This window comes from Chitinophaga sp. W3I9 (assembly GCF_050434025.1).
Classification (GTDB): domain Bacteria; phylum Bacteroidota; class Bacteroidia; order Chitinophagales; family Chitinophagaceae; genus Chitinophaga.
Genome location: NZ_JBNPWC010000001.1, coordinates 5,644,928 through 5,660,017, shown reverse-complemented (window position 1 = coordinate 5,660,017; position 15,090 = coordinate 5,644,928). Strand labels below are relative to the sequence as shown.

The following is a 15,090-nucleotide window of genomic DNA, read 5'->3' as shown; positions in this document are numbered from 1 at the left end:
CCAATGCACTACTCATGGACTCCCCATGCACTTCCTATACACTATACCCGCTCCGATTTCCCGTAGAATCCACTTTTCTAATTCCCAATTTTATTACATTTATGCCAAATGGGGGATTCCACGATCACTGAAGCAGAATACCTGGAGCGGCTCCGGAAGGGCGATGTAGCCGCATATATGCAGCTGTACGACCAATACAATGGGCACGTGTATGGATGGGTGCTTCGTTTTGTGAAAGTACCCGCTTATGCGGAAGACATTGTACAGGACGTATTCCTGAAAATATGGGAAGTCCGCGACCGGCTGGACCCTGCGCAATCTTTTCCCGCTTATCTTTATAAAATCAGCCGTAACAAAACTTTTACTTTCCTAAAAAAGAATGCTTCCGACGAAGCTACCCGCCTTCAGATCATGCAGCGGATCGGCGAAATAACAGAATCGCCCTATCACCAGACGCTGTGGGCCCAGTACCAGCAAATGCTCAACAACGCTATCACCCAACTGCCTTCCCAGCGGCAAAAGGTGTTTGTGCTGTGCCGGCAGGAAGGCAAAAGCTATGAGGAGGCCGCAAAGGAGCTGGGCATTTCCCGTAATACTGTGAAAGAACACATGGTGATGGCGCTGAAGGATATCAAAGCGTATTTCTACCGGCACGGCGACCTCTCCCTGGCCATACTGCTTTTCCTACACCGGCTCTGACACCGGCTGTTTATATAATAATAAAAATTATTTATTCACCCACCCACCCTCTTTTTTCCGGCGACAGTATATATTACAAGCAGGTCCACGTACTGCGTACAAAACTGATACATGCCACAGGAAAAAGATCATTACCAGCAACTGCTGCGGCGCTTTCTTGACAATAACTGCACTCCCGCGGAAACCAGGGAGCTGTTCGACTTCCTGCAGCAGGACGCATCCAACCGTTTGCTGCTGGAGGAAATGAATGCTTCGTTTGGCCTGCCCGCTCCTGAAGTGCAAGGGCCCTGGCGCGACCGGGTAAGAGAAAAACTGCTGCTTGCCGCGCAACCCGTGAAGGTAATCCCACTCTATAAAAAATGGCTGCCGAAAGTGGCGGCGGCGGTGCTGTTGCTGGCAGTCGCCACTTTTGCGTGGCAGTATTCCCGCACCACAAAAATTGCAGCACCCACAGTCACATTGGCCAGCACCTCGAAGGATGCTATGCCGGGCGGCAGCAAGGCGACGCTCACCCTGGCCAATGGCGCCACAGTAGTGCTCGACAGCGCCGCTCATGAAGTGATCCCCAGTCAGGGTACGGCAAAAGTGATCCGGATAAACGGACAATTAAAATATGAAGCAGGCCAGGTGGCAGATGCTGCCGTGGTGTATAATACACTGGCCACACCACGGGGTGGTCAGTTCAAAATAGAGTTGCCGGATGGTACGATGGTATGGCTCAATGCAGCATCATCCCTGCGTTTCCCGACTGCGTTTAACGGGAAAGAGCGCACGGTGATACTCAACGGCGAAGGCTACTTTGAAGTGGCACACCGGGATAATATGCCGTTTAAAGTACAGCTGGGCAGCGGCGTAGTAGAGGTGCTGGGCACCCGCTTTAATATTATGGCTTACCAGAATGAAGCAAACGTAAAAACCACCTTGTTACAGGGCGCGGTGAAAGTGAGTCATAACAGTCAGCGTGTTCGCCTTGTTCAGGGGCAGCAGGCCAGTTGGGCGGCCGGTGGCAGCAGTATCACCGTTGGGCCGGCAGATACCGACGAAGCAGTGTCCTGGAAAGAAGGCTATTTCCAGTTCAACAGGGCGCCGCTGACGGATGTAATGCGGCAGCTGCAGCGATGGTATGATGTGGAAGTTCGTTATGAAGGCAATACCGGAAAAAGAGAGTTCTGGGGCAAGATACCGAGGAATGTGCGGCTGAGTGAAGCGCTCAAAATACTGGAGCTTAGCAGCATTCAATATTCCATGAAAGGCGATACTATTATTATTCACCAATAAAAACAATCAACAACCAACAACCAACAGTGTCCACTTATGAAATGACAGCAATGGTAATATAACCAAAAACGGAAGTGTCGTTACCACCTCCGTTTTGTTCAGGTTATCATTACAATAATTCCGTGTATGAAAGATTGATTATCTCACCTAAACAATTCCAATTTATGCAATTATCAGGTCTCTTCAAAAACCTGAGCGAGAAACATTTTCCTGTTACCAGGCGATTCCGCCTTTTACCGGGCAGAAAAATCAGGCTCATTATGAAACTGACATACTTTCTTTTACTGGCATGTTTTTGCCAGGTACGCGCCAGCAGTAGTTACGCGCAAAAGGTCACGCTTCATGAAAAAAACGTATCCCTCGAACACCTGATCAGGAATATTGAGCGGCAGTCGGGCTACGTATTTTTTCTTGACTATGCACTGCTGGATCCTGCAAAAAAGGTCAGCGTAGATATTACGGAGGGCACATTACAGGACGCGATAAACCTTTGTTTCCGGCAGTTTGCGCTGACTTATACCATCGTAGGCAAAACGATTGTTGTAAAACAAAAAACGTACGAGGCGGCCGATCCCGCCATTGAGGTGCGTGGTAAGGTAACGGATGCCGATGGCAAACCGGTTCCGGGCGTATCCGTTTCGGTGCCGGGAACCAAACAAGGCACGGTTACGAATGATAGCGGCGACTTTATATTATCGGTGCTGCCTACAGCCACCCTGCATTTCAGCATGATTGGCTACAAGGCAACAGATGTTGCGGTAAATGGACGTAAAACTATTACGGTAGTTATCACGATGGAGAATACTGCCCTGAGTGATTTTATCGTGGTAGGTTATGGCACACAACGCCGGGGAGATGTAACCGGCGCTATCGCTTCGGTAAACACCAAAACGCTGGAAGGAACACCTATCCGCTCTGTGGATCAGGCATTGCAGGGCAGGGTAGCGGGTGTTACCTTTGTGCAGAACTCTGGTATGCCCGGCGCAGGATCTTCTATCCGCGTGCGTGGTGGTAACTCCATCAATGGTAGCAATGAACCATTGTATGTGATAGATGGTGTGCCGGTATTTGCGGATCAGGGCAGCGATGGTACATCGCTTAACCCACTGAACAGTATCAGTCCTACCGATATCGCCTCCATTGAAATATTGAAAGATGCTTCGGCAACGGCGATTTATGGTTCACGCGGGGGCAACGGCGTAGTGCTCATCACCACTTCCCGCGGGCAACGCGGCGATTCGCGCGTTACATTTGATTCCTATTACGGCTCGCAGCAGGTGCTCAAAAAATATTCGCTGCTGAATGCGGCGCAGTTTGAGCAGCTGGCCAATGAAGCCAGTGTTGCTGAAAACGGTCCCGAATTATATGATCTCAGCAAAACTCCCGCCACTACCGACTGGCAGGACGCGATCTTCAGAACGGCTCCCATACAAAGCTATTCCCTGTCATTTTCCGGCGGCGATCCAAAGACCCGCTTCCTGGTTACCGCCAACTATTTTGACCAGCAGGGTATTGTGCGGGCGTCTGATCTGAAGCGGTATTCGCTGCGCGCTAATCTTGATAAAGATATCCGGGATAATGTTAAACTCGGCAGTAGTCTCACCATCAGTAATGTGCGCACCAACCGGGTGAATAGTTCTTCCCTGTTTACAATGGCCACTACCGCACCCAATCTCCCTATATATCAGCCCGATGGCAGTTATACGGAAGTGAACAACCAGGGGGCGCCTTTCGATAACCCGGTGGCGTTGATCGAAAACTATAAGAACTATAACAACGTTTACCGTACACTTGGAAATGTATACGCCAGTATCGACATCATCAAAGGGCTTACTTTCAAAACGCTCTGGGGCGCCGACGTTAGCTTCGCCCGCAATGATACTTACCTTCCGCAAGCCGTGTATTCCGGATCACAGCTGGGCGGAAATGCAGCAGTATCCACCAATCAAACCTTTACATGGTTAAACGAAAATACGCTTAACTACACGATGAACCGTGACGGGCATCAGCTCAACCTGCTCGGTGGTTTCACCCAGCAAAGTTCTTCTTATCAGTCGCTCGGTGCAGAAGCACAAGGTTTCCTGAACGATAACCTCGGCACCAACGCATTGGGCAATGCGGCCTCTGTGCAACCTTCTTCTTCCAGCATTGCCAGGTGGGCGCTGCTCAGCTATCTCGGCAGGATCAACTATAGCTTCCGGAACAAATACCTGCTTACACTCACCGGCCGGTACGATGGCTCTTCGCGTTTTGGGAAAAACAACCGCTTCGGTTTTTTCCCTTCGGCAGCAGTGGGCTGGAAGCTGGACCAGGAGCCTTTCATACGCGACCTGCATGTTTTCAGTAACCTGAAATTAAGGGTGAGTCATGGCCTCACCGGCAACCAGGACGGCATCGGCAATTATCCTTCACTCGACCTGATGGGCAAGGCTAACTATTCCATCGGCGGCGTGAATGTGATAGGGCTTACGCCTTCACAGGTAGGCAACCCGGATCTGCGCTGGGAATCTACCGCGCAATCGGATATGGGTCTTGAATTCGGATTCTTTGATAACAGGCTGACTTTTATCACAGATGTGTACTATAAAAAAACAAGCGACCTGTTGTTGTATGTGAAAATTCCTACCACGTCGGGTTTTTCCACTTCACTGCAAAACAGGGGACAGGTAGAAAACAAAGGGATAGAGTTCACGGTAAATGCTACGCCGCTGGAAAAGGATCTCCGCTGGGAAACCGGTTTTAATATTTCTTTCAACAGGAACAAAGTGCTGGACCTTGCCGGTGCCGAACGCCTCTTTGCAGGCCAGGGACCTAACCAATCCACCATTGTGCAGGTGGGACAGCCGTTAGGCACTTTCTTCGGCTTTGCCAGTGATGGCATTTTTAAGTCGAAGGAAGAAGTGGATGCTTCTGCCCAAAAAAACTGCCAAACCTGGTGATATCCGCTTCATGGATGTAAACGGCGACAAAAAGATCAACGACGACGACCGCGTATTACTGGGTAACGCACAGCCGAAATTCTCTTTCGGATTCAGCAATACATTTTCCTTGAAAGGATTCGACCTGATGGTGCTGCTCCAGGGCGGTTACGGTAACAAGCTGTATAACGTTAACACCAGTACGCTGGAAAATCTTACCGGCCTGCAAAACCAGAGCACTACCACGCTTAACCGCTGGACGCCCGAAAACACCAACACGAATATTCCGCGTGCTACCACCGTGAAGCCAACCGCCCGTTCGTGGGACCGGATGGTGGAAGACGGCTCTTACATGCGGGTGAAAACGGTACAGTTGGGATACAATCTGCCGCAGGCAAACCTGCAACGCATCAAACTCGCTGCATTGAAGGTATATGTGAATGTACAGAACCTGTTCACCATCACCAACTACTCGGGGCTTGATCCGGAAGTAAGCCGTTATGGGTCAGACAATGTAAGCCCGGGCTTCGACTCCGGCGCTTACCCGAACGCACGTACGATTTCTTTTGGTATTAATGCCAGCTTCTAATCAAAATCATTTGTCATGAGATCTGCATTTTATTTCATCATCATATTTTTTACGCTGGCGGCAGCGGGTTGCGCCAAGCTCGACGGCGTTCCGGAAGGCACTTATACCACGGACAACTTTTATAAAACAGAAGCAGATGCCGTGTCTGCCGTCAATGCCGTGTATTCCGGCATGACCAGCTCTTATCTCTACAACCAGTTCATGGAAGTGATACAGTCGCAAGGCACGGACGACTGTGAGTGGGGCTTTGGCCGCAACACCAGCAATACCGATAAAACGGCGCTGGATAAATTCAATTTCGATGCCGGTACTAATTTGTTCTACCAGTTCTGGAGCACTTCTTACCAGGTGATCAACCGCGCCAACACAGCGGTGGAAAATATCGGGGCCATGACGGCCGTTGGCAGCGATAAAAAGCAACGTATGCAGGCGGAAGCCCGTTTTGTGCGGGGGCTGATATATTTTAACCTCGTTCGTCTTTTTGGCGGGGTACCATTGCAGCTTGCACCCACCACTTCGTTGAATAATCTTGCAGTTAAAAGAGCAACCGAAGAAGAAGTGTATGCGCAGATTATTGCCGACTTCCAGTTTGGCGCGGAGCACCTGCCGCCGGATTACGATGCGGTGAACGCCGGAAGGGCCACCAGTGGCGCTGCTACGGCCATGCTTGTGAAAACCTACCTGACCCGGAAGGAATATACAAAGGCAGTGGAAGAGGCCCGGAAGGTGATCACATCGGGGCGTTACTCGCTTTGGGCATCTTACCAGGATGTATTCCTGATCGCTAATGAAAATAAAACGGAATCCATTTTTGAAGTGCAATTCCTGAGCGGTTCCGGTAATATTCCCAGCAGCTTTGCGGGTTTCTATCGTCCGTCGTTTGATAAACGACCCGGCTTCGGCGGCAATGGCGATAATCCTGTTACTAAGAATCATTATGAAGCTTATGCTGAGGGCGATCTGCGGAGGGATGTAAACGTGATTAAGTATTCCTATACCACTGATCCCAAAGCGCCTGCCACGATAAAAAATCCTTATTACGTTGCCAAATTTAAAGATCCTGCAGCGCTGAATGTGAATGATGGCGGTAATAACTATTACATTGTCCGTTATGCAGATGTATTGCTGATGTTCGCAGAAGCGCTGTATATGTCCAGCCCCGGCAGCACCGAAGCGCTGGAGGCATTTAACCAGGTAAGAAGGCGTGCGTATGGCCTGCCGGTAAATACGCCGTCTGCAAAAGATCTTGCAGGAGGTTTGAGCGCTGCGGCATTCCAGGATGCCGTACTGAAAGAAAGACGGTTGGAATTTGCGTTTGAAGGTCAGCGGCGCTTCGACTTGTTGCGTACCGGCAAACTGAAACAGGCCATGAACGCGCAGGATCCTTCTATAACAGTGAGGGATTCCGACACGCTTTTCCCAATTCCGTCGCAGGAAATGGATACCAATCCGCTGCTGGAGCAGAACCCGGGATTCTGATCAGATAACTTTTTTCCGGCTGGCACGAACAGGAAGGTACCTGTTCGTGCAGCTATACTCATGCTTAAATAATAACGAAAATGAGGACTTCAATTATCCGCAGCCTGGTGATAATGATCATTTTGCTGGGCAGTAACCGGTTGCAGGCCCAGAAGCACTGGGATGTATGTGTGTATGGAGAAACGCCCGCGGGCATTATGGCGGCCATACAGGCGGCGAAAATGAATAAACAGGTATTGCTGGTCAGCAACACGGCACATGTGGGTGGTGTGGCTACTTCGGGCCTTACGGCCACCGACCTGAATAATTTTAGGAGCGCCGGCGGGCTCACACGCGAATTTTACCAGCGCCTGTATACGTACTACAGTGATAGCAGCGCATGGCGTTGCGAATCGAGAGACGTATTTTTTGAACGTTCCAAAAAGCGCACCTTCTCCGGGAAGAACGACTCCCTGAAAATGCAGTGGGTGTATGAGTCCCGCGTAGCGGAAAATATCCTGAAAAAAATGCTGGAAGAAGCCGGCGTGACTGTGGTATACAAAGAAAGGCTGCAGCTGAAAAAAGGCGTAGGAAAAAAAGATGCCCGCATAGTTTCCATTCAAATGGAGAACGGCCATCGCTATCATGCAAAAATATTTATCGATGCTACCTACGAAGGAGACCTGATGGCAACCGCCGGTGTTTCCAACATCGTGGGCAGGGAAGCAAATAGTGTTTATAATGAAACGTTGAATGGTATTAAACTGAACGATATCATTGGCAAAGGCAGTAGTTCTATCGATCCTTATATTAAAAAAGGTGAGCCTTCCTCCGGTGTGCTGCCTTTCCTGGAACCAAAAATTCCGGGTGCAAACGGGGAAGGTGATCACCGCACGCAATCGTACTGTTACCGGATGACGCTGACCGATGATCCGGCGAACCGTATCGACATTGTAAAACCCGCCGGCTATCAGCCGCTCTGGTATGAATTCCTGGCGAGGACGCTGGAAATGAATCCCGGCTACATGCTGAAAAATATTATTTCTTTCACCCCCATGCCCAATAAAAAAACGGATACCAACCAGGCCGATTTCGTTGGCGCCAATTACGGATGGCCGGAAGGCAATTATGCAGAGCGGGACAAGATCGCTCAAATGCATAAAGACTATGTACTGGGGTTGCTTTGGTTCCTGGGTAACGATCCGCGGGTACCCGATTCCCTGCGCACAGAAATGAAGCGCTGGGGTTTACCGAAAGATGAGTTTACAGATAATGGCAACTTCCCTCATCAACTGTATGTGCGGGAGGCGAGGAGAATGGTGAGCGATTACGTGATGACAGAAAGGAACTGCAATGGAGAGGAGCCGGTGGAAGATGCCGTGGCAGTAGCCACCTATCCGCTGGATTGCCACCATGTTTCCCGCGTGGTAGACGCACAGGGGAGAGTACATGCGGAAGGCAGTTATGGTAAACAGAAGAACACTTATTACACGATCAGTTATCGTTCATTAAGACCAAAGTCCTCCGAAGCGGTCAACCTGTTGGTGCCGGTATGCCTGTCGGCCTCGCATGTGGCTTACAGTTCTATCCGCATGGAGCCGGTATTCATGGTGCTGGGGCAATCTGCCGGCACAGCTGCCGCACTTGCGCTCGACCGGAATATTACCCTGCAGGAATTGTCTTATGATGTTTTACAGCCGGTATTGCTGAAAGACGGGCAGGTACTTTCAATTGAGCGGAATAAATTATAGCAGATGACGAACATACAACAGTCGAACAGGGGCGCCGTTTTAGCCGCCGTAGTAGTAGCTTCTCTCGGGTATTTTGTAGACATCTACGACCTGCTGCTTTTCAGCATCGTCCGTGTGCCCAGTCTTCAGTCGATTGGCCTGCGTGGTGAAGATGTAACCAACAAAGGTATTTTATTACTCAATGTGCAGATGACGGGCATGTTGCTGGGTGGTATTCTCTGGGGCGTGCTGGGCGACAGGAAAGGGCGGTTGTCTGTACTTTTCGGCTCCATTTTTCTTTATTCCGTGGCCAACATTGCCAATGGTTTTGCAGACAGCGTGTGGAGCTATGCGTTATGGCGTTTTGTTGCCGGTCTGGGCCTGGCTGGTGAACTGGGTGCGGGCATCACGCTGGTGGCGGAACTGATGCCCAAAGAAAAGCGTGGTTATGCCACTACCATTGTTGCGGCGGTAGGTATCAGCGGTGCGGTGGCGGCATATTTTGTTGCACAGTATTTCACCTGGAGAACCAGCTTTTTTATTGGCGGTGGCCTTGGCCTTTTATTATTGCTGCTGCGCATTGGTGTGGCAGAATCGGGCATGTTCGGGGCGGCGAAGCATTCGGAGAACAGGGGCAACTTCCTGGCGCTTTTCACAAATGGGAAGAGGTTCTTTAAATACCTGCGCTGCATCCTCATTGGTGTGCCGCTCTGGTTCGTGGTGGGTGTACTGATCACGCTCTCACCTGAATTTGGGAAAGTGCTGCATATCCAGGGCGATGTAAATGCCGGTGCGGCAGTGGCGTGGTGTTATGGCGGCCTTGTAGTGGGCGATATTTTCAGCGGCGCCCTTAGCCAGTTATTAAAAAGCAGGATCCGGGTAGTATATGTTTACCTGTTTTGCTGCATGGCTGCTGTCAGCATTTATTTCCTGGCGGCAGGTATCAGCCTGCAGCTCTTTTATTGGATATGCGGCCTGCTTGGTTTTTCGGTTGGCTATTGGGTAGTTTTTATGACGATTGCCACCGAACAATTTGGCACTAATATCCGGGCAACGGTGACCACTACCGTCCCAAATTTTGTGCGCGGCGCAGTAGTGCCGCTCACCTTTCTCTTTCAATCCATGCAACTGCTTTTTAACGGATCCCTGGTGTATGCCGGTATCAGTGTGGGCGTGATATGCCTGGCACTGGCTTTCTGGTCGCTAACCGGCATGCAGGAAACATTTCATAAAGACCTGGATTACCTGGAGGAATGGTAGATATACTCACTTTTTAAAACCACGTTCTACTTATGAAAAAACTGATACTTATGCTGACGGTGCTAGCCGTTGCGGGCAACGCGATTGCGCAGGCCGTCAAAACCACGTTGACAGAAACTGCGGGCGTATATACCCTGCATCGCGGCGGTGTGCCGTATTACATTAAAGGCGCCGCCGCCAACAATTTTCATGTGCAGGTAGCTGCCTATGGGGGCAATACCATCCGTACTTACAGTATCAACGATTCCACCGCAGCGTGGCTCGACAGCGCCAATGCGCATGGCATCACCGTTTGTTTGGGATTGGGTATTAAGAAGCAGCAGGAAATGAATTACGGAGATACCGCTGCCGTGCGGTTGCAATTTGAAAATATGCGGAGCCAGGTGCTCGCATTCAGGGATCATCCTGCCGTGCTGATGTGGGCGATCGGTAATGAAACAGATGCCAATTATAACAGCCTGGATACAGCTGCCAATATCCTTTTCTGGGATGCACTCAACAATATTGCCGAAATGATCCATGAGGTAGACACCAACCACCTCACCACTGCGGTACTGGTAAACTCCGATGTAAAGAAGATTAAGTTGCTGAAAGAAAGATTTACAGCATTGGACATACTTTCCATTAACAGCTATGCGCCCAATATTCCCGGGGTGTTGGGCAACCTGCAAACCGCTGGCTGGGCAAGGCCCTATATGATTACGGAGTTCGGGCCGAGAGGCACCTGGCAAATGAATCCGGAGCCTTCACGGAAAATGCCCTGGGGTGGATTGGTGGAACAAACCAGTACAGAAAAGGCGGTAGTGTACCGACAAATATACCAGGATCATATTGCTGCGAATGCGTCCAATAATTGTCTTGGTGGCTTTGTGTTTGTATGGGGATATCAATCTTCCGGCGACGTAGTCACCTGGTTCGGGCTGTATAACCGGCTGGGAGAAGCTTTCGGGGCTGCTGATGAAATGCAGTATGTATGGACGGGACAGTATCCTGTGAATCACGCACCGGTGATCCGCAACAGGGATTCGCTGCTTTTCAACGGGAAGCGCGCCGAAGACACCGTGATCGTGGAAGCCAATTCTCTTAATACCGGGTGGGTACGCGCCAGTGATCCCGATAATGATTCATTGCGCTACGAATGGCTGATCATTCCTGAAAACAGTACTATGGCCGGAGGAGAGGCTACGGCCAGTTTGCCTGCGCTCCCGGGTTTGATTGTTTCGCAGCATGCCGACAGCGCCCGCTTTACGGCTCCGGCGGCCGCCGGCAACTACCGGTTATATGTATACGTACACGATCAGCGCGGGAAGATTGCCAATGCGTCTATCCCGTTTAAGGTAACACCATCTACCATCGGAAGACTGATAAGATCTGCTTCCACCGGCGGCAGCTGGTCGTTGCCTGGCAGCTGGCAGGGCGGCGTAGTGCCCGCGGATGCGGATACCGCCGTGATCATCGCAGGCAGCACCATCACCATCAATACGCCGGTGAAAGTAACACGCACGGAAATTGCCGGCACACTGGGCTTCAATACCACTACCACCCATACCTTTACTACGGGCGACCTGGTAGTGAACAACACCGGTACATTTTATGCAAGAAACGGCACCATTGGCAGAACAATTACGGTGAACGGCAACCTGGTAAACAACGGCACCGCCGACTTTTCAAAGGGGAGCACCACCCTGATCATGGGGCCGGCAGCAGATAGCACCGCGATTGGCGGAACAGGAAGTTATACGAATGGTATCATCCGCAGTGTTACAATCAATAATGCCGCCGGTGTGACGTTGCAAACACCCCTAAGCATCCCGTCGGTGCTAACGCTTACCAGTGGCGTGTTTCATAACGGTAGTAATCTCACCATGGACAATACACAGGTAGGCGGCAGCGCCAGTTCTGTGAACTGCCAGATCAGGCGTTCGCAGCATGCGTCGCTCGCCAATAATTATACATTGGGAAGCATCGCTGCATTGTATGTTGTTTATAATCATGATGTAAATGCGCCGGGGCAAGTCATGACCGAAGGCCATGAAATCCCTGTTACCCGGTCGCTGCATAACATCACTATCAACAACCCCGGTGGCGTAATGCTCAGCGACAGTCTCACGTTGAAGTCGAGCAATGCGGCTATCACATTGACGGAAGGCATCATCCACCTGCCGGCAGGCAAAGCGCTGATTTGTACCAATACCTCGTACAATGGTACTTTCGGCAACAGCAACAGTTTTGTGAATGGCGCAGTGGCGCTTACTGCAGGTGCAACGCCTGTTACTAAAACTTTCCCAACCGGATCTGCGGGAGAGTACAGGAAAGTAGTATTAACAGGATTGTCGTCTGTTACCGGCGCGCTGCTGATGCAGGTGTCTGCTGACAGTGCGGTGGGTACGCCGGGTACGGGCATGAGCAGTTTGTCTGCTGCAAGACGCTGGCGTTGCGCCGTGCGCAGTGGCAGTCTTGCTGGTTTCACGGCCATCAGTATCGCTTACGGCGCAGATGACGGAGCCACACAAAACCGGCTCGCATTTTCAACTACGCGTACGGGCGCGTATAATGTAATACCCACCGATACCAGCACCGCCGATGCTGTTACCAGTTCAATGGGTAGCTACGGAGCGGGATGGTATTCAACAGGACTGAACGATAGTACTATGCTGCGGACATCCAGGCCGGCTGTGTTTTCCGTAAGTACCACGCACGAGGCGGATGCTTTTGTTTATCCCAATCCGGCAGCGGAGGTGATTTATGTGGTATGTCCGCGGGCATTGAAACAGAAAATGTATGCAAGCCTGCTTGATTTGCAGGGAAGGGTAGTTCATTATTGGATGTTAACACAGGGGCAGGTGCGGCAGCCGCTGCGGTTCCCTGCGAAAACCGGCAGTGGCGTTTATTTGCTGGTGCTGGAAGGAACAGGATTCCGGCAAACATTTAAAGTAGTGAAATTATAAACAATATGGCGGCGCTTCATCGTGAAGCGCCGCTTTGTTATTTGAGCTTACTATATTTTTCCTATCTTCAATAGTGTAGTAAAAATAAGGTGCTTTAGCTGTTTGATTAAAAACCATCTCTAAGTAATGGGCAATTCCAAAGGTGTTATTCCTTTTTACGATGATATTAATGAATTCTTTGCCAGTACGCCATTTCCTGATAGAACAAATGATCCGGATCTGTTTTGTTTCAGGGTGAGGAAAGGAGAAGACGTAAAAAAATTCTATAAACCCCCGTTCAGAAGATCATTTTATTTTATGGGGCTGATGAGTGGTGTTAGTCAGTCGCAGATTGTTTATGACAATATGAATGAAGTGCGGATGAACAGCTTTCTCGTTTGTCAGGCGCCCGGACTGCTTTCCAGCTTTTACAACTCAGGACTTGCTTATGGATATTTTGTTTATTTTAAGCTGCCCTGTTTTTCTTTCTTCAGACCGGACTTTGAAAAGCAGTTTTCTTTTTTTGATGTACAACAGACGCACTTTTTTGAATTATCGCAGGAAAAATATAATGAGTTCTCCCTGGCGTTTGAGGATTTTTTTATTGCATATGAAAACGCAGACGATAAACTGCACACAGTAGCCAGTTTGAAGATATTGGCTGTTCTGTATCAATTAAAGAATTTCATCCAGCTTAACCAGCAGCAGGAGCGGATCACCAGACCTGAGTCGATTTTGCTGAAGCAGTTTCTCCAGCTTGTCAACGACAATTATATAGAACGGAGAACAGTGAATGAATACGCCGAAATGCTTTCCATTACCCCTAAGTATCTTTCCGAGTATGTCAAAACCACCACCGGGAAGAATGCATTGTTCTTAATCCACGAGAGAATAGTAGCCGAGGCAAAATCACTGATCCTATATACTGATTTGGATATGGCTGAAATCTGTTACCAGCTTAATTTCTCTGATCCGGCAAATTTTAATAAATTCTTTAAGAAAAATGCAGGCGCCACCCCTTTGGAATTCAGAAATCAGTATAACAGGTAAATTTACCATTCAAAGCGGTTTTTGGACAAAGCTATCGTAAGTGGCACATCTATCTTTGTGTTGAAATTACATCGGAACATTAAACAAATCTTTAAAAACAGATCACGATGAAAACAACACACTCCAAAGATGGAACAAAGCTGGCTTACAATATGACTGGCAAAGGCCCTGCCTTAATCTATATTACGGGGGCTACATGCCACCGTGAATTTAACCCGGTACTGTACGATGCATCGGTTTTTTCGGAAGAATTTACAGTGTACAATTATGATCGCCGCGGCCGTGGCGACAGTGGCAATACTTTGCCTTATGCGGAGGAGCGTGAAATAGAAGATATTGAGGCGATGATAGCTGCCGCCGGAGGCCGGGCGTTTTTGTATGGTCATTCTTCCGGTGCTATCCTGGCGCTAAAGGCTGCTATGACACTAGGCGACAAAGTGAGTAAACTGGTAATGTACGACGCGGCTTATTGTCACAACGAAGCCTACCTGGAGGAATTTAAAACCCTCAGCCGGGGTTTATACCAATTGCTGGAGAATGGTAAAAACGAAGCCGCGATCACCGGATTCCTGGAAGGTATCGGCATCCCTGGCGAGGCATTTGAAAGCTTATTTCCCGACTGGCCAACCATGGTGGCTTTGGCCCCAACGCTTGCCTACGACACTACTTTGGCCAGTAGCTTAGCGCCCCTAAAGGAGGTGGCAACGCTCACTACGCCCACCCAAATTATAGTGGGGGAAAAAAGCCCTGAATCTATTCAGGAAGTAGCCAAACAATTGAATGCTGCCATCCCGAACGTTACCTACACCATGCTGAAAGGCCAGGATCATATGCCTGCGGCAGAAGTGGTGTTGTCTGTTTTAACCAGGTTCCTGAAATCTTAAAAGCGAATATCATGGCACAGAAAATAAACATAAAAATCAATACAAAGCTGCAAATTGGTTCAGGCAAAGGAGCATGGACCTACATAGTATGGGATGGGGTAGCGGATACCTTTGGTACCAGGCAACCTGTAAAAGTACGTGGCAATATAGATGGTCACGTGTTTGAAAATTCATTCCTGCCGCTTAAAGATGGTACGCATCTGATGGGTGTTAATGCTAAAATCCGCAAAGCTATAGGTAAGGAAGCGGGAGATGAAGTAAGGGTGGAGATCTATGAAAGAATCTGATCAATGGCTG

General features: G+C 49.6%; 11 protein-coding genes. All 11 read left to right on the top strand.

Annotated features, from left to right (window positions below; genetic code table 11):
- Window positions 1-108 precede the first annotated feature (108 nt).
- The 11 genes from QFZ51_RS22865 to QFZ51_RS22815 all read left to right on the top strand — a co-directional run bounded on the left by QFZ51_RS22865 (window position 109) and on the right by QFZ51_RS22815 (window position 15,080).
- Window positions 109-699, top strand: a complete 591-nt coding sequence (locus tag QFZ51_RS22865; RefSeq protein ID WP_429049303.1) for an RNA polymerase sigma factor — start codon at window positions 109-111, stop codon at window positions 697-699.
- Window positions 700-810: 111 nt separating this feature from the next.
- Window positions 811-1,977: a FecR family protein gene (locus QFZ51_RS22860; RefSeq protein WP_429049301.1), complete on the top strand. Its 1,167-nt coding sequence runs from the start codon at window positions 811-813 to the stop codon at window positions 1,975-1,977.
- Window positions 1,978-2,237: 260 nt separating this feature from the next.
- Entirely contained in the window at window positions 2,238-4,916 is a 2,679-nt protein-coding gene (locus tag QFZ51_RS22855; protein WP_429049298.1) for a TonB-dependent receptor, read from the top strand.
- Window positions 4,882-5,484, top strand: a complete 603-nt coding sequence (locus tag QFZ51_RS22850) for a hypothetical protein (RefSeq protein WP_429049295.1) — start codon at window positions 4,882-4,884, stop codon at window positions 5,482-5,484. Before QFZ51_RS22855 ends, QFZ51_RS22850 begins: the two co-directional genes overlap by 35 nt.
- 15 nt (window positions 5,485-5,499) lie before the next feature.
- Entirely contained in the window at window positions 5,500-6,963 is a 1,464-nt protein-coding gene (locus QFZ51_RS22845) for a RagB/SusD family nutrient uptake outer membrane protein (protein ID WP_429049293.1), read from the top strand.
- 80 nt (window positions 6,964-7,043) lie between these two features.
- Complete coding sequence (locus QFZ51_RS22840) at window positions 7,044-8,693, top strand: FAD-dependent oxidoreductase (protein WP_429049291.1); 1,650 nt, start codon at window positions 7,044-7,046, stop codon at window positions 8,691-8,693.
- 3 nt (window positions 8,694-8,696) lie between these two features.
- Window positions 8,697-9,932: an MFS transporter gene (locus tag QFZ51_RS22835; protein ID WP_429049288.1), complete on the top strand. Its 1,236-nt coding sequence runs from the start codon at window positions 8,697-8,699 to the stop codon at window positions 9,930-9,932.
- A 32-nt stretch (window positions 9,933-9,964) separates the two neighbouring features.
- Window positions 9,965-12,880, top strand: coding sequence for a T9SS type A sorting domain-containing protein (locus QFZ51_RS22830; RefSeq protein WP_429049286.1), 2,916 nt, complete (start codon window positions 9,965-9,967; stop codon window positions 12,878-12,880).
- Between the two features lie 126 nt (window positions 12,881-13,006).
- On the top strand, window positions 13,007-13,909 hold the full coding sequence (locus QFZ51_RS22825; RefSeq protein ID WP_429049284.1) for a helix-turn-helix domain-containing protein: 903 nt from the start codon (window positions 13,007-13,009) through the stop codon (window positions 13,907-13,909).
- 107 nt (window positions 13,910-14,016) lie between these two features.
- Entirely contained in the window at window positions 14,017-14,793 is a 777-nt protein-coding gene (locus QFZ51_RS22820; protein WP_429049282.1) for an alpha/beta fold hydrolase, read from the top strand.
- Window positions 14,794-14,804: 11 nt separating this feature from the next.
- Complete coding sequence (locus QFZ51_RS22815) at window positions 14,805-15,080, top strand: DUF1905 domain-containing protein (RefSeq protein ID WP_429049279.1); 276 nt, start codon at window positions 14,805-14,807, stop codon at window positions 15,078-15,080.
- Window positions 15,081-15,090 lie beyond the last annotated feature (10 nt).